The organism is Burkholderia sp. NRF60-BP8, from assembly GCF_001522585.2.
Taxonomy (GTDB): domain Bacteria; phylum Pseudomonadota; class Gammaproteobacteria; order Burkholderiales; family Burkholderiaceae; genus Burkholderia.
Genome location: NZ_CP013372.1, coordinates 1,327,732 through 1,342,284, shown reverse-complemented (window position 1 = coordinate 1,342,284; position 14,553 = coordinate 1,327,732). Strand labels below are relative to the sequence as shown.

General features: G+C 67.2%; 14 protein-coding genes. 5 read left to right on the top strand and 9 right to left on the bottom strand.

From position 1 onward, the window contains the following. Nucleotides 1–10: 10 nt before the first annotated feature. The 4 genes from WS54_RS06140 to WS54_RS06125 all read right to left on the bottom strand — a co-directional run bounded on the left by WS54_RS06140 (nt 11) and on the right by WS54_RS06125 (nt 3,591). Entirely contained in the window at nt 11–1,321 is a 1,311-nt protein-coding gene (locus WS54_RS06140; RefSeq protein WP_059783558.1) for an NAD(P)/FAD-dependent oxidoreductase, read from the bottom strand. Then, nucleotides 1,318–2,073 (bottom strand): amino acid ABC transporter ATP-binding protein, encoded by a 756-nt coding sequence (locus WS54_RS06135; protein ID WP_034204873.1) that lies wholly within the window; start codon nt 2,071–2,073, stop codon nt 1,318–1,320. Before WS54_RS06135 ends, WS54_RS06140 begins: the two co-directional genes overlap by 4 nt. Beyond that, nucleotides 2,070–2,726, bottom strand: a complete 657-nt coding sequence (locus WS54_RS06130; protein WP_034204874.1) for an amino acid ABC transporter permease — start codon at nt 2,724–2,726, stop codon at nt 2,070–2,072. Before WS54_RS06130 ends, WS54_RS06135 begins: the two co-directional genes overlap by 4 nt. An 88-nt stretch (nt 2,727–2,814) precedes the next feature. Beyond that, nucleotides 2,815–3,591, bottom strand: coding sequence for an ABC transporter substrate-binding protein (locus tag WS54_RS06125; RefSeq protein ID WP_059783560.1), 777 nt, complete (start codon nt 3,589–3,591; stop codon nt 2,815–2,817). Between the two features lie 160 nt (nt 3,592–3,751). Between WS54_RS06125 and WS54_RS06120 the strand changes: the two genes are divergently transcribed. The 5 genes from WS54_RS06120 to WS54_RS06100 all read left to right on the top strand — a co-directional run bounded on the left by WS54_RS06120 (nt 3,752) and on the right by WS54_RS06100 (nt 8,887). Beyond that, entirely contained in the window at nt 3,752–4,543 is a 792-nt protein-coding gene (locus WS54_RS06120) for an IclR family transcriptional regulator (RefSeq protein ID WP_059783562.1), read from the top strand. Between the two features lie 232 nt (nt 4,544–4,775). After that, nucleotides 4,776–5,486, top strand: coding sequence for a GntR family transcriptional regulator (locus tag WS54_RS06115; RefSeq protein WP_034204877.1), 711 nt, complete (start codon nt 4,776–4,778; stop codon nt 5,484–5,486). A 74-nt stretch (nt 5,487–5,560) separates the two neighbouring features. Continuing rightward, nucleotides 5,561–6,367, top strand: coding sequence for an SDR family oxidoreductase (locus tag WS54_RS06110; RefSeq protein ID WP_059783564.1), 807 nt, complete (start codon nt 5,561–5,563; stop codon nt 6,365–6,367). Between the two features lie 35 nt (nt 6,368–6,402). Then, nucleotides 6,403–7,335 carry a 3-keto-5-aminohexanoate cleavage protein gene (locus WS54_RS06105; protein ID WP_059783566.1) on the top strand — a complete coding sequence of 311 codons (933 nt, stop codon included), beginning with the start codon at nt 6,403–6,405 and terminating at the stop codon, nt 7,333–7,335. 223 nt (nt 7,336–7,558) lie between these two features. Beyond that, complete coding sequence (locus tag WS54_RS06100) at nt 7,559–8,887, top strand: MFS transporter (protein WP_059783569.1); 1,329 nt, start codon at nt 7,559–7,561, stop codon at nt 8,885–8,887. Between the two features lie 64 nt (nt 8,888–8,951). Here the strand turns inward: WS54_RS06100 and WS54_RS06095 are convergent, their stop codons facing one another. The 5 genes from WS54_RS06095 to codA all read right to left on the bottom strand — a co-directional run bounded on the left by WS54_RS06095 (nt 8,952) and on the right by codA (nt 14,411). After that, nucleotides 8,952–10,274 carry a TIGR00366 family protein gene (locus WS54_RS06095; RefSeq protein ID WP_059783571.1) on the bottom strand — a complete coding sequence of 441 codons (1,323 nt, stop codon included), beginning with the start codon at nt 10,272–10,274 and terminating at the stop codon, nt 8,952–8,954. Between the two features lie 342 nt (nt 10,275–10,616). Further along, on the bottom strand, nt 10,617–10,964 hold the full coding sequence (locus tag WS54_RS06090) for a DUF1493 family protein (protein WP_059783573.1): 348 nt from the start codon (nt 10,962–10,964) through the stop codon (nt 10,617–10,619). Next, nucleotides 10,957–11,394 (bottom strand): STM2901 family protein, encoded by a 438-nt coding sequence (locus WS54_RS06085; protein ID WP_034204882.1) that lies wholly within the window; start codon nt 11,392–11,394, stop codon nt 10,957–10,959. Before WS54_RS06085 ends, WS54_RS06090 begins: the two co-directional genes overlap by 8 nt. Before the next feature lie 276 nt (nt 11,395–11,670). Continuing rightward, entirely contained in the window at nt 11,671–13,005 is a 1,335-nt protein-coding gene (locus tag WS54_RS06080) for a chloride channel protein (RefSeq protein ID WP_059783575.1), read from the bottom strand. Nucleotides 13,006–13,169: 164 nt separating this feature from the next. Further along, nucleotides 13,170–14,411, bottom strand: a complete 1,242-nt coding sequence (gene codA, locus WS54_RS06075) for a cytosine deaminase (protein ID WP_059783577.1) — start codon at nt 14,409–14,411, stop codon at nt 13,170–13,172. Between the last annotated feature and the right edge of the window lie 142 nt (nt 14,412–14,553).

Here is a 14,553-nt window from a genome sequence, read left to right as displayed (position 1 = left end):
CCGGGCGTCGTCAGGACAGGCTGTCGAGCAACCGATACCAGGCGACCCCGGCCGCGATATAGAAGCGCTGCAGCCAGTGCAACGGAATCGGCCGGATCGGCGTGACGCGGAACGGCAGCGGCAGTCGCGCATCGCCCGACAGATGCGCGGCCAGATGCTTGCCGAGCGTCGTCGCCATCGCGATGCCGCGGCCGTTGTAGCCGAGCGCGATCGTCACGCCCGGCGCGGGCTCGTGCACGTGCGGCAGGAAATCCGCGGTGATGGCGACGCGCCCTGCCCAGCGGTATTCGAACCGGACGCCCTTCAGTTGCGGATACAACAGCGTCGTCGCGCGTTCGAGGTGACGCCAGTCGCTCGGCGCGCGCGGGTCGGCGAACGGGCCGCGGCCGCCCATCAGCAAGCGCCCGGCCGCGTCGCGGCGGAAGTACAGCAGCAGACGCCGCGCATCGGATGCGACTTCGCCACCGGCGAGGATGTCGCGGCCGAGCGCCGGCGCGAGCGGTTCCGTCGCGACGATGAAGCTGTTCGCGGCGATCACCGACTGGCGCAAGCCGGGCCACAGCCCGTCCGTGTAGCCGTTGGTCGCGATCACCACGCGCTCGGCCGACAGCGTCGCGCCGCCGGACGTCGCGATCCGCCAGCGGCCGTCGGCGCGTGTCAGCCCGACGGCGCGGGTCGAGCCGTGCACGACCGCCCCGCTCGCCTGCACGGCGCGCACGAGGCCGCGCGTATAGCTGAGCGGCTGCACGCTGCCCGCGCGCCGGTCGATCCAGCCGCCCGCATACGCCCGCGTGCCGAGCCGTCGCGCGACGTCGTCGCGGCCGAGCACGTCGACCGGCGCGCCGCGCGCGGCCCACTGCTGCGCACGGCGTGCGACCGTGTCGAGCATCGCGGCGGTCGGTGCCGGCTGGATCCAGCCGTGACGACGCGCATCGCAATCGATGCCGTGGCGCGCGATCAGGTCGAACACGGTATCGGCGGCGCCGCCGACGAGGCCGGCAAGCTGCTCGCCGGCCTCGTCGCCGAACCGGCGAACGAGTTCGTCCGGGTCGTATTTCAGCCCGGGAATCACTTGCCCGCCGTTACGGCCCGATGCGCCCCAGCCCGGCTGCGCGCCGTCGATCACGCGGACGTTCACGCCGCGTTCGGCCAGGTGAAGTGCGGTCGACAAACCCGTGAATCCGGCGCCGACGATCGCCACGTCGCACGACGCGGACGCGTCGAGCGCGGGCGTATCGGGCGCCGGCGCGGCGGTCGCCGCCCACAGCGAATCCGGCCACCGTGCGTCGGGCCATCCGGGTGTCGCGTTCGTTGCGCTCATGTTCGATCCGGGTTGTCCGCGCCGTCCGACGCCAGCAGGCGACGGAGGAATTCCTGCGTGCGGGGATGGGTCGGCTGCGTGAGCACCTCGCGCGCCGGTCCGCTTTCGCAGATGGTCCCGTCATGCAGGAAACACACGCGATCGGCCACCTCGCGCGCGAATGCCATCTCGTGCGTGACGACCACCATGGTCATCCCGTCGCGGGCAAGCCCGCGCATCACGCCGAGCACTTCGCCGACGAGCTCGGGGTCGAGCGCCGACGTCGGTTCGTCGAACAGGATCGCCTGCGGCTCCATCGCGAGCGCGCGTGCGATCGCGACGCGCTGCTGCTGCCCGCCCGACAGTTCCGACGGATACGCGTTCATCCGGTGCGACAGCCCGACCTTGTCGAGCAGCGCGCGGGCCTGCTCGCGCGCTTGCGCGACCGGCCTCCGTCGCACGTGCACGGGCCCTTCCATCACGTTCTCGAGCGCCGTCCGGTGCGCAAACAGGTTGAAGCGCTGGAATACCATGCCGACCCGCATCCGCAATTCGTGGATCCGTTTCGAATGCGCGTCGACCTTCACGCCGTCGATCGTGATCGACCCTTCGTCGTAGGTCTCGAAACCGTTGATACAGCGCAGCACGGTCGACTTGCCGGACCCGGACGGCCCGATCAGGCACACGACTTCGCCCGGCTGCACGTCGAGGCTCACGCCCTTCAGCACCGCGTGCTGCTGAAACCGCTTGTGTATCGAATCGATCCGGATCATGCGCCTCTCCTCAGTGCGAGCCGCTTGCCGAGCCGGTTCACGCCGAACATCAGCGGCAGGCCGAGCGCGAGATACAGCAGCGCGACGAGCGTGTAGACGCTCATGTTCTGGAACGTCGACGACGCGATCAGCTGGCCGGCGCGCGTGATTTCCGCGACCGTGATCGTCGACGCGACCGACGAATCCTTCAGCAGCATCACCAGCGTGTTGCCGTACGGCGGCAGCGCGATACGAAACGCCTGCGGCAATACCACGCGCCGCATGATCATCGGGCCGCGCATGCCGATCGCGTGCGCGGCTTCGATCTGGCCGCGGTCGATCGCCTCGATGCCCGCGCGGAAATTCTCGGCCTGATACGCCGAATAGGCGATGCCGAGGCCGAGCACGCCGGCCTGGAACGCCGACAGCTGCACGCCGAGATCGGGCAGCACGAAGTACATGTAGAACAGCTGCACGATGATGGGCAGCCCGCGGATCACGTTGACGATCGTGCTGCCGGCCGTCGAGACGGCGCGATGGCGCGACACCTTCAGCAGCGCGAGAATCAGCCCGAGCACCGAGCTGAGCACGAACGCGCATGCGGTGATCTCGATCGTGACCACCGCGCCCTTCAACAGGATCGGCAGGAAATCGATCGCGTTCTGAAAAAACATGAGGTCTCCTATGCGATGGCCGGACGGCCCGCCGCCGCGAATGCCCGCGACGTGCGGGCGATGCCGGTCGGGAATCGAATGCCGACGCTCAGCTCATGTGCCACTTCTGCAGGATCTGCTGCAGCGTGCCGTCGCTCTTCATCTTGCGGATCGCGCCGTTGAGTTGTTCGAGCGTCGCGGTGTCGCCCTTGCGCACGATGAAGCAGACCTGCCCCTTCACGACGCTCTGGTATTCGGGCACGAGCCGCACCTGGCGATTGACGCCGTGCTCGATCTGGTACGCGACGATCGGCTGATCGGCGAAGCCGGCCTTGATGCGCCCGAGCGCGACGTCGCGCATGATGTCGGCAATCGAATCGTAGGTCCGGACTTCCTTGAAGATGCCCTTCTTGTTGAGCGCATCGACGAACGCCGTGCCGACCTGCGCGCCGACCACCTGGTCCTTGAAATCGTCCATCGACGTATAGCGGCCCGGATCGTCGGCCTTCACGATCAGGCCTTCGCCGAACGAGTAGACGGTGTCGGAGAAATCGACGACCTGCTGGCGCGCCGGCGTCTTCAGCATCGCGGCCGAGATGATGTCGATCTTCTGCGTGGTGAGCGACGGGATCAGCGCCGAGAACACGGTCTGCTGCACGTCGACGCGAAACCCGGCCGACTTCCCGGCCGCGGTGATCGCATCGACCATCATCCCCTGGATCGAATTGCTCTTGACGTCGAGAAACGTGAACGGCACGCCGGTGGCCGTCGCGCCGACCTTCAGCGTGGGCTCGGCCGCCACGGCGCTCGCCGAGACGGTGGACAGTGCGATGCAGGTGGCGAAACCGGCGGCCAATGCGCCGAACCGCTTGATGAACGGAACCATGGTGACTCCTTCTCGAATAATCCGGGCGCCGGCCGGTCGCTGATCGACACTGCGACGATGGTCCGATCTTAAAACGAATCAAAAACATCGCAAATAGATTTTTGCATATCGATATTCGATACGATATGATGCAATATCGAATCGATCCCACCCCGCCGCCATGGAAACGTCGCCCGACCAAGCAAACGATCTGCTGTTCAACCAGTCGCTGGAAAAGGGGCTGAACGTGCTGCGCGCGTTCAGTGCGAAGCGGCGCACGATGACGCTGGCGGAAGTGGCCGACGCGGCGGGGATGACGAAAAGCTCCGCGCAGCGGATGGTCTATACGCTCGAGAAGCTCGGCTACATCCGCAAGCATCCGGTCACACGGCGCTACCAGCTCACGCCGCACGTGATGCGGATCGGCTTCAACTATCTCGCGGCCGATACGTTGATCGACGTCGCGAATCCGTTCCTGTCCGAGCTCACGAACCTGACCGGCGAAACCACCAACCTCACCGAGCCGGACGAGGATGAAATGGTGTACGTCGCGCGTTTCGTGTCGACCAAGTTCGTGCCGATCCACATGCCGATCGGCAGTCGTATCCCGATGTACTGCACCGGCTCCGGCCGCGCATTCCTGAGCGCGTTGCCGCCGGAAGAAGCACGTGCGCGGCTCGACGGCATGGCGCGCACGCCGTATACGCCGCGCACGGTCACGGCGCTCGACGATCTCGTCGCGTTGCTCGACGGCGCGCGGCGCGAAGGCTACGCGACCAACCAGGAAGAACTGTTCATCGGCGACATGTCGATCGCGGCGCCCGTGCTCGGCAGCCAGGGGCAGCCGGTCGCGGCCGTGCACGTGGTCGCGCCGACGAGCCGCTGGACGTTCGACGACGCGCGCCGCAAGCTCGCGCCGGCGGTGATCGACTGCGCGCGCGGGATCAGCAATTCGATCCGGACGCTCGAATAGCGTCGGCGAAACGGCACGCGGCGCGCCGTTGCATCGCGCAACGGCGTTCGATCGCTACTGCAGCTTCGGCGGATGCTCGGCCCGGGAGGTACGGTTCGGGCGGGATACGAGTTGCTCCGCCCCCTCGTTTTCCCCGATCTCGTTCGCCTTGACTCCTGCGCACCGATCGATAAAACTTCGCCCATCGCCAGTGTGATCACAGATCGCAGATCAAACCCAGGAGAACCCCGCCTTGCCGCCTCGTATCGTCCCGCCCGCACTGAAAGCCATCGAACAGGAAACGATGGCCGACAAGGTCTACCAGCAACTGCGCGAAGCGCTGATGAGCGGCCGCTTCGCGCCTGGCCAAGCGCTGAGCCTGCGCAGCGTCGCGGAGGCGGTCGGCTCGTCGACGATGCCCGTGCGCGCCGCACTCACGCGGCTGCGCGCCGAACGCGCACTGGTCGACGGCCCGAACCGCGCGCTCGTCGTCCCGCCGATGACGCTCGACACGCTCGACGAGCTGCGCGACGTGCGGATCGCGCTCGAAGGCTGCATCGCCGAGCGCGCGTGCGCACGGATGACCGATGCGCAGATCGCGGCCGTGCGCAAGACCTGCGAGACGATGCAGGCGCACGTCGAGGCCGGCCGCTCGCGCGCCTATCTGCAAAGCAATTTTGCGTTCCACAGCGCGATCTACGCGCACGGCGCCAGCGAAAACACGCTCGCGATCGTCGAGAACCTGTGGATGCGCGTCGGCCCGTTCCTCAACATGGTCGCGCTCGACATCCCGCACATGCGGCGCTCGATGGACGCGCACCGCGCGATCGTCGATGCGCTCGAACGGCGCGACGGCGCCGGCGTGCGCGCCGGCATCGCGCTCGACATCGGCGGAGCCGCGCACGATCTCGCCGAAACGCTGCGGGCCGAACAGACGCCGCGAACCGCGAACGCGAAGCCGTAGCGGCCGCTGGCCACGGCCGGCCTTTGCACGAGCGGCCGGCCACCCCACTAGATCAACGATGGAGACAACCCGGCATGACAGCTTCCGACCTGCTGAAACCCTATGACGGCCTGCGCGTCCTCGTGACGGGCGGCGCGTCGGGCATCGGTCTCGAAATCGCCCGCGCGTTCGCCGAATGCGGCGCGCGCGTGCACGTGTGCGACGCGTCGCAGGCCGCGATCGCGGCGCTCGCCGATCGGCCGCCGCACGCCGCGGCGAGCGCGATCGGCGCAACGTTGGCCGACGTATCCGATCCGGCAGCGGTCGACCGCGTGTTCGCCGACATATCGGCCACGCTCGGCGGCCTCGACGTGCTGGTCAACAACGCGGGCATCGCCGGCCCGACCGGCGGTATCGACGAAATCGACCCCGTTCAATGGGAGCAAACGGTCGCGATCAACCTGAACGCGCAATTCCAGTTCGCGCGCCGCGCGGTGCCGCTGCTGCGCGAGTCGAAACACGGCGGCGCGATCATCGCGCTGTCGTCGGTCGCCGGCCGGCTCGGCTACGCGTTCCGCACGCCGTATGCGGCCACCAAATGGGCGGTGGTCGGCCTCGTGAAGAGCCTCGCGATCGAACTCGGGCCGCTCGGCATCCGCGTGAACGCGATCCAGCCCGGCATCGTGCGCGGCCCGCGGATGCGCCGCGTGATCGAGGCGCGTGCGCAGCAGCTCGGCATCGGCTACGACGAAATGGAGAAGCGCTATCTCGAGAAGATCTCGCTGCGGCGCATGACCGATCCGGCCGAAATCGCCGCGACCGCGCTGTTCCTGTGCTCGCCGGGCGGACACGGGATCACCGGGCAGGCGATCTCCGTCTGCGGCAACGTCGAAGTGCTCTGACGCCTCCTGCATCGCTCATCGAAAGGAATCCATTCATGGCAAACGCTCGCAAAGTCATCATCACCTGCGCGCCGACCGGCGCGATCCACACGCCGTCGATGTCGCCGTACCTGCCCGTGACGCCGCACGAACTCGAAACGGCCGCGGTCGCGGCCGCGCAGGCCGGCGCGGCGATCCTCCACTTGCACGCACGCAACCCGTCCGACGGCAAACCGACGCAGGATCCGGCCGTGTTCGCCGAATTCCTGCCGCGCATCAAGGCCCGGACCGACGCGGTGATCAACCTCACGTCGGGCGGCAGCCCGCACATGACGGTCGACGAACGGCTGCAGCCCGCGCTGCATTTCCAGCCCGAGGTCGCGTCGTTGAACATGGGTTCGATGAACTTCGGGCTGTACCCGATGCTCGAGCGCTTCCGCGAGCTGAAGCATCCGTGGGAGCGCGAACATCTCGAGAAAAGCCGCGATCTCGTGTTCAAGAACACGTTCGCCGACATCGAGACGATCCTCACGCGCTGCGGCGCGAACGGCACGCGTTTCGAATTCGAGTGCTACGACATCTCGCATCTGTACAACCTCGCGCACTTCGTCGATCGCGGGCTGGCGAAGCCGCCCTTCTTCGTGCAAAGCGTGTTCGGCCTGCTGGGCGGGATCGGCGCGCACCCGGAGGACCTGATGCACATGCGCCGGACGGCCGACCGTCTGTTCGGCAGCGATTACGTGTGGTCGATCCTCGGCGCCGGGCGCAACCAGATTCCGCTCGCGACGATCGGCGCGGCGCAGGGTGCGAACGTACGCGTCGGACTCGAGGATTCGCTGTGGATCGCGCCGGGCAAGCTCGCGGAATCGAGCGCCGCGCAAGTCCTGAAAGTGCGTCAGGTGCTCGAAGGCCTGTCGCTCGAGATCGCGACGCCGGCAGAGGCGCGCGCGATGCTCGCCCTCAAGGGCGGCGACGCGGTGAATTTCTGAGCGCCGGCTCGCGCCCGCAACACCCGTATCCGCAAGCGCAGTGACGAGGCGCCGGCCCGAGCCGGCCGGCGCCAGGACGCCCTTGATCGCCCCGCTCCGTTCGAGCGCCGCCGGCGCGGCTCCGTCGTCTGCCCATCCGCTGCCTGCACCGCAGCGGCATCTGCCGAACGCGGCGCGCCGTGCTTGCCGTGCGCGCCGGTTCGCCCTTACCGGAGTCGTCCGCATGTCCACTCATCACGCTCAGGCCCTGTCGTCCGCCGCCGGCGACGCGAACGCGTCGCTGAACCGGCTGCTGTTCCGCAAACTCATGCCGCTGCTGATCGCCGCGTATGTGATCAGTTTTCTCGACCGCACCAACATCGCGTTCGCCAAACATTCGATGGGCGTCGATCTCGGCATTTCATCGGCCGCGTATGGGCTCGGCGCGGGGCTGTTCTTTCTCACCTACGCGCTCTTCGAAATCCCGAGCAACCTGATCATGCATCGCGTCGGCGCGCGCTTCTGGATCACGCGGATCATGATCACGTGGGGCGCGCTGTCGGTCGCGATGGCGTTCGTCGGCGGGGAGACGTCGTTCTACGTGATGCGCCTGCTGCTCGGCGCGGCCGAAGCCGGGCTGTTTCCCGGCGTGATGTTGTATTTGACGTACTGGTTCGGCCGCGAGGAGCGTGCGCGCGCCACCGGCTATTTCCTGCTCGGCGTGTGCATCGCCAACATCGTCGGCGGGCCGCTGGCCGGCGCGCTGATCGAGCTCGACGGCACGCTCGGTTTCCACGGCTGGCAATGGCTGTTCGTCGTCGAAGGCATTCCGGCGATCCTGCTCGCGTTCGTCGTCTGGACGCGCTTGCCGGATCGACCGAGCGCCGCGCCGTGGCTCGCCCAGGAAACCGGCCGCGCGCTCGAGCGCAAGCTGGCCGCCGAACAGGACGCGGGCGTCGCCGCGCACGGCGGCCACGCGTTCGGCGCCGCCCTGCGCGATCCGCAGATCTGGCTCGCGATTTTCGTGTACTTCTGCCACCAGTTGACCATCTACACGGTGATCTTCTTCCTGCCCGGCATCATCGGCGCATCGGGACGCCTCTCGCCGGTCGCGGTCGGGTTGCTGACGTCGCTGCCCTGGCTCGCCGCCGCCCTCGGGGCAGCGACGCTGCCGCGCTTCGCGCGCGAGTCGCGTCACGCGCGCCGCATGCTGTGTGCGGGGCTGGTGGTCATGGCGGCCGGGATGATCGGCGCCGCGCATGCGTCGCCGTTGGCGGGACTGCTCTGCGTGTGCGTGGCCGCGTCCATGTTCTTCGTCGTGCAGTCGATCGTGTTCACGTTTCCGGCTTCGCGGCTCGCCGGCAGCGCGCTGGCCGGCGGGCTCGGGCTCGTGAATACGTGCGGGTTGCTCGGCGGCTTCGTCGGGCCGACCGTCATCGGCGCGATCGAACAGGCGACCGGCAATGCGAAGAACGGGCTGACGCTGCTGGCGGCCGCACTCGCCGTCGCGGCATGTACGAGCCTCGCGTTGCGTCACGGACACGAGCGCGCCGACGTGCGCTCGCGCGACTGAAGCCGGACGACACTCGAGCCGGCGGGATGCGGGTACGTCGCCGCCGGCATCCCGCCCCGCTTCGTCAGAACAGATACATCCCCGCGACGAACACCACGCCCGAGAACAACAGCGTCGTCACGCAATAGCCCATGATGTCGCGCACGCCGAGTCCCGCGATCGCCAGCGCGGGCAGCGCCCAGAACGGCTGCGCCATGTTGGTCCACGCCTCGCCGTACGCGATCGCCATGGCCGCCTTGCCGAGATCGGCGCCGAGCGCCTGCGCGGCCGGCATCACGAACGGCCCCTGCACGACCCAGTGGCCGCCGCCCGACGGCACCGCGAAATTGATCACGGCCGAACTCAGGAACGCGAGCAGCGGGAACGTGTGGACGTTCGCGATATCGACGAACCATTTCGTGATCACGCCCGCGAGCCCGGAGTGATCCATCAGCGCCTGGATGCCCGCGTAGAACGGGAACTGGATCATGATCCCGGACGCGCCGCGCGCGGCGCCGGCCACCGCGCGCGCATAGGCCATCGGCGTCCGGTGCAGCAGGATGCCGGCCGCGAGGAACGCGAGGTTCACCGTGTCGATGTCGAGCGCGAAGCCCTTCTGCGCGAAACGCAGCATGAGGAACGCCGCGCACAGCGCCGCGACGACGATCGACAGCGCGCGGCTCTCCTCCATCCGTTCCGCGAACGTCGCGTCGGGCGCGAGCTTGCGCTCGACGCTCGGCGGCTCGGCGAGCAGCGCCGGATCGACGCTGACGACGTCGCCCGGCTTCGGCATCATCATCCGCGCGAGAAACGGCAGCATCACGATCAACCCGATCGTGATGAACGCGTTGTAGCCGGTGAAGATCGTGTCGGACACCGGAATCAAGCCGATGGTCTTTTCCATCGGATTGCCTTTCGTGGCCGCGACGAGCGGGACCGAACCCGACAGCCCGCCGTGCCAGCTCAGGAAGCCCATGTAGGCGGACGCGACGAGCAGCCGGTAGTCGCTGCCGGCCACGCGGCGCGCCACTTCGCGCGCCAGCATCGCGCCGAGCACGAGGCCGAAGCCCCAGTTGATCGCGCAGGCCAGCGCGCCGACGAACGCGACGAGCATCACGCCTTGCCCGGGCGTGCGCGCGGCGCTCGCGAGCGCGACGAGCAGGCGCCGCACGGGCGGCGAACTCGCGAGCGCGTGGCCCGTCACGAGGATCATGACCATCTGCATCGAGAACGCGAGCAGGTTCCAGAAGCCGGAACCCCACATCGTCGTGAGTTGCACGGGCGTGTTCGGCGTGAGCCCAAACGCAAGCGCGAACGTGACGATCGTCAGCAGGATCGCGAAAATCAACGGGTCGGGCAACACGCGGTGAACCACCTGCGTGAAGAAGCGGGAAATGCGCTGGATCAACTTGAGCTCCTCGTTTCCTGATAGGGACATCCGCGCGTATCGTTGTTGGTTGAGGCGCGGAAACGCGCGGATTCTTGCACAGAACCGTATTGCTTGCGTTGATGCCCCTGTCGGGAATCGGGTCGGTCGACTTCGGCAGGCTATCGAATCCGTTACATGACCGCGACCGGCTCCGAAGCGAGGCAACCGAGGGAAGAAGCCAATGGTGTGTATCGCTGCAGACTGGAATTCATGAAGGACGTGCGCATGCAAAAGCGCCCGCCTGACTGCGGATCAGGCGGGCGCTTCCTGCGGCGATATTCGTCTCGTCGTGTGTCTCGCGAATCTCGACGGGTCAGCGAATCAAGGCTCCCAACGTCCGCGCTCCATCGCTTCCTCCATCATTCCGAGTGTCAGTGACCGCCCCCCCAGCGTCTCCCTCGCCTCTGGGCTGAACGGGGATTTGACGACTGTCGCGAGAAACGAACCGATGCCGAGCTTCGCGGACGGATAGTAATAATGGAGGTCGAACGTGGACAAATCGACGCCGAATGTCGCACCCCATTGCCGAATGATTCTGTCGATGTCGTGCGGTTCGAGATCGAGATCGTGATAAAGATCCGTGTCCCGCGACAGTTCGATGCGATCGATCTGGAGCCTTGCGACGTCAGTCGCGATGAACGCTTCGAGGCGTTTCCACGTGTCAGCCATATAAGCGATCCTCGGGCTTCACCATGCCGTTGTACGCGCCGATCGTACGACAAGTGATCAACGCGACGTCCGTCGCCAGAATCACCCAACCGACTCCAGGAATCGCCCGCCCGACGAATGCGCCGATATTCTGCGTCAACTTGATGCGCAACATGATCAGGCTCCTGAATGAGGTAACGGTCGGCAAAATCCGGTGCTTCAATTCGTATGGCAGCAGCCGACGCGAAACGACGGACGCGATGGACGTGCCCTTGACCGCGTTCGCGAACTTGCCTCGCGTCGGGATAAAGCGCTGACCCAACAATACCATCGCGACGCCGACCGCATCATCCACCCCCAATGCCTTACCAGTCTCTTCGATAAAGATCAGGAAGAACAGTGCTTCGCGGCTCAAACCCTCGTGAATGCCGTATCTGTACGTGCTCGCCATTTTTTCTCTCATAGTTTGAATTTGAACGAGCGGAAAAGGCTAGCGTGAGTAGCGGAGGCGAAACAACGGACTCACCGGCAGATTGCCGCGACAAAGCGTCTGCCCGGATGTGATTGGCGGATCTCGTGCAGATGCTGTGAAGTACCGCGCGGCTTGCGCTTCGGGCTGTCGCAGCCTCATCTTGCGCACGAGTGCGCCACGGCGGCGACAGGCATTTGAACAGATGCAGAGTGTCAATTTTCAGCGGATCGCCCACCTTCTGGCCGCTCATGCATATCAACGCCCCACCGTCGCCGACGTACTCGCGGTCGCAACCTTACGCCCCCGCCGCTCCGCCAGCCGCTGCGCGCCCCGATACGCGACGAGCGCCCCCGCCACGGCCAGCAGCATCGGCACGAGGCTGTCGTGATTCGCGCGCGTGAATTCGAGCAGCAGCACGACGGCCGTGACCGGCATCTGCATCGACGCGGCAAGAAACGCGGTCGCGCCGATCAGCGCGCATCCGCCGAGCGATGCGCCGGGCCACACGATGCTCCACAGTCCGCCGAGCACGACACCGAGCAGCGCGCCGTTCGCGAGGCCCGGCGTCAGCAGCCCGCCTTCCGCGCCGGCCCGCAGGCTGCCGGCCTCGATCAGCACCTTCAGCACGAGCAGCGCCGCCGCGAGACCGATCGTCAGCGTGCCGTCGAAACCGAGCGACGCCGGGCCCTTGCCGTTGCCGAGCAGTTGCGGAAACCGCGTGGCGAGCACGCCGATCACCGCGAAGTTGAGCAGCGCGAACACCGGCAGCCGCCAGTCCTTCGGCGCGTTCGCCCGCGCGCGGGTCGTGAGCCGCACGAAACCGTACGCGGCGACGCCGAACAGCGGCCCGCAGACGATCGACCATGCGACGAGCGGCGTGCTCGACACGAACGCCGGCACCGCGTACTGGTGTTCGTTGCCGAGACCGATCCATGCGACGACCGCGGCGATTGCGGACGTCACGACCGCTGCGACCAGCGCACGCCATTCGAACGTGCCGAGCAGCACCTCCAGCACGAAGATCGCGCCGCCGAGCGGCACGTTGTAGACGGCCGCGAGCCCCGCGCCGGCGCCGCACGCGACCATCAGCCTGCAGTCGTCGGGCGTGAGCCCCGCCGCATGGGCAAACCGCCCGGCGAGCAGCGCACCGATCTCGCGCGGCGCGACTTCGCGGCCGAGCGGCGAGCCGAGCGCGACGGTGACGATCTGCAGCAGCGCGTGGACCGTCGTGCTGACGAACGGCATCCGCGGATCGGCCGCACGCACCGCGCGGCGGATGCCGACGAGTGGCCGGCCGTATCGGTAAAGCGCCCACCAGCCGCCGCCCGCGACGATCCCGCACACCACCAGCACCGCGAGCCGACGCAGCGGCTCGGCCCCGGTCACGCCGCTGAGGAAGCTCTCGGACCCGATCACGTGCGCGACGTCGTAGCCGTACGCGACGTGCTGGATCGCATGCAGCAGCAACGCGAGCAGCATGCCGCCGAGACCCGCGCCGATGCCGGTCAGGATCGTGACGACAGCCATGCGCGCGAACGGGCTGACGGGCGGCGACGAAGCAGCGGGAGCGGACGGAAGATCGAGGCGCATGGGGTCGGCGAACGGAGATCGAAAAGACGGCGCGCACCGCGCACGCCGTCGTCAGGACCGCATCGTAGGCCCGCGCCAATCATGAGACAAACGTATTTTTCTAATTAACTCATGCATTCCATGAATACATGAAGGCAGGCGGCCCGCGATGACCGCCTGCCGCATCAGTCCGGATAGGTCAGGCGCTCCGGTTCGCGCCGCATGATGACTTTCCCGTGGCGCATCGACAGCGTGGCCTTCGCCTGCCTGCGCACGGCTTCGTAGTCGCTGTCCGCGTCGAGCACGACGAGATTCGCCGGACGCCCGACCGCGATGCCGTACCCGTCGCCGAGGTGCATCGCCGTCGCGCTATGGTCGGTCACGAAGTCGAGGCAGCGCTGCAGATCCTGGTAACCCATCATGTGGCAGATATGAAGGCCCGCATCGAGCACGCGCAGGATGTTGCCGTTGCCGAGCGGATACCACGGATCCTTGATCGAATCCTGCCCGAAGCACACGTTGAGCCCGGCACGGTCGAGCTCCGCGACGCGTGTGACGCCGCGCCGCTTCGGGAACGTGTCGAAGCGCCCCTGCAGATGGATGCTCTCGGTCGGGCACGAGATGAAATTCAGCCCCGCCCGCTTCAGCAGCCGGAACAGCTTCGAGCAGTACGCGTTGTCGTACGAACCCATCGCGGTGGTGTGGCTCGCGGTGACGCGTGCGCCCATGCCGCGCACGCGCGCCTCTTCCGCGAGCACTTCGAGAAAGCGCGAATGCGGATCGTCGGTCTCGTCGCAGTGCACGTCGACGAGGCAGCCCGTGCGTTCCGCGAGATCCATCAGGAAGCGGATCGAGCTGACGCCCTGCTCCCGCGTGTTCTCGAAATGCGGAATCCCGCCGACGACGTCCGCGCCGAGCTCGATCGCCTGCACCATCAGCGCGCGGCCGCCGTCGAACGATTCGATGCCCTCCTGCGGGAACGCGACGATCTGCAGATCGATCAGCCCGCGCGCCTCGTCCTTCACCTCCAGCATCGCCTTCAGCGCGGCGAGCGTCGGATCGGTCACGTCGACATGCGTGCGCACGTGCTGGATCCCGTGATCGCGCAGCATGCCGATCGCCGCATGCGCGCGCGCCTTCGTGTCCTCGTGCGTGATCGTCGCCTTGCGCTCGGCCCAGCGCTCGATGCCCTCGAACAGCGTGCCGCTCATGTTCCACGCGGGTTCGCCGGCCGTCAGCACGGCATCGAGGTGGATATGCGGTTCGACGAGCGGCGGAATCGCGAGGCGGCCGCCGCCGTCGATATGGTCAGGGTTCGTCGACGCGATCTGCGCGGTTTGCGCATCGATGCGCGCGATCCTGCCGGCATCGATGCCGATCGTGAACAGGCCGTCGCGGCCGCGCAAACGTACGTTGAACAGGTTCATGGAGAGGCCTCTTGTCGTATGCGTGAACACGACCGCGCGATCTGCGCTGGCGGCCGTGCGGTCCGGGCGACCAGTATGGAGGAAAGCGGCGACGCGCACACGTGCCGCGCATGTTGCATCGACACGACAGCCGGGCCGCGCC

Excerpts from the sequence above, each read along its gene's own strand:
- WS54_RS06090 (WP_059783573.1), bottom strand. The coding sequence starts at position 10,964 with ATGGCTGACACGTGGAAACGCCTCGAAGCGTTCATCGCGACTGACGTC.
- WS54_RS06130 (WP_034204874.1), bottom strand. The coding sequence starts at position 2,726 with ATGTTTTTTCAGAACGCGATCGATTTCCTGCCGATCCTGTTGAAGGGC.
- WS54_RS06100 (WP_059783569.1), top strand. The coding sequence starts at position 7,559 with ATGTCCACTCATCACGCTCAGGCCCTGTCGTCCGCCGCCGGCGACGCG.
- WS54_RS06135 (WP_034204873.1), bottom strand. The coding sequence starts at position 2,073 with ATGATCCGGATCGATTCGATACACAAGCGGTTTCAGCAGCACGCGGTG.
- WS54_RS06080 (WP_059783575.1), bottom strand. The coding sequence starts at position 13,005 with ATGCGCCTCGATCTTCCGTCCGCTCCCGCTGCTTCGTCGCCGCCCGTC.
- WS54_RS06105 (WP_059783566.1), top strand. The coding sequence starts at position 6,403 with ATGGCAAACGCTCGCAAAGTCATCATCACCTGCGCGCCGACCGGCGCG.
- codA (WP_059783577.1), bottom strand. The coding sequence starts at position 14,411 with ATGAACCTGTTCAACGTACGTTTGCGCGGCCGCGACGGCCTGTTCACG.
- WS54_RS06085 (WP_034204882.1), bottom strand. The coding sequence starts at position 11,394 with ATGGCGAGCACGTACAGATACGGCATTCACGAGGGTTTGAGCCGCGAA.
- WS54_RS06120 (WP_059783562.1), top strand. The coding sequence starts at position 3,752 with ATGGAAACGTCGCCCGACCAAGCAAACGATCTGCTGTTCAACCAGTCG.
- WS54_RS06125 (WP_059783560.1), bottom strand. The coding sequence starts at position 3,591 with ATGGTTCCGTTCATCAAGCGGTTCGGCGCATTGGCCGCCGGTTTCGCC.
- WS54_RS06110 (WP_059783564.1), top strand. The coding sequence starts at position 5,561 with ATGACAGCTTCCGACCTGCTGAAACCCTATGACGGCCTGCGCGTCCTC.
- WS54_RS06140 (WP_059783558.1), bottom strand. The coding sequence starts at position 1,321 with ATGAGCGCAACGAACGCGACACCCGGATGGCCCGACGCACGGTGGCCG.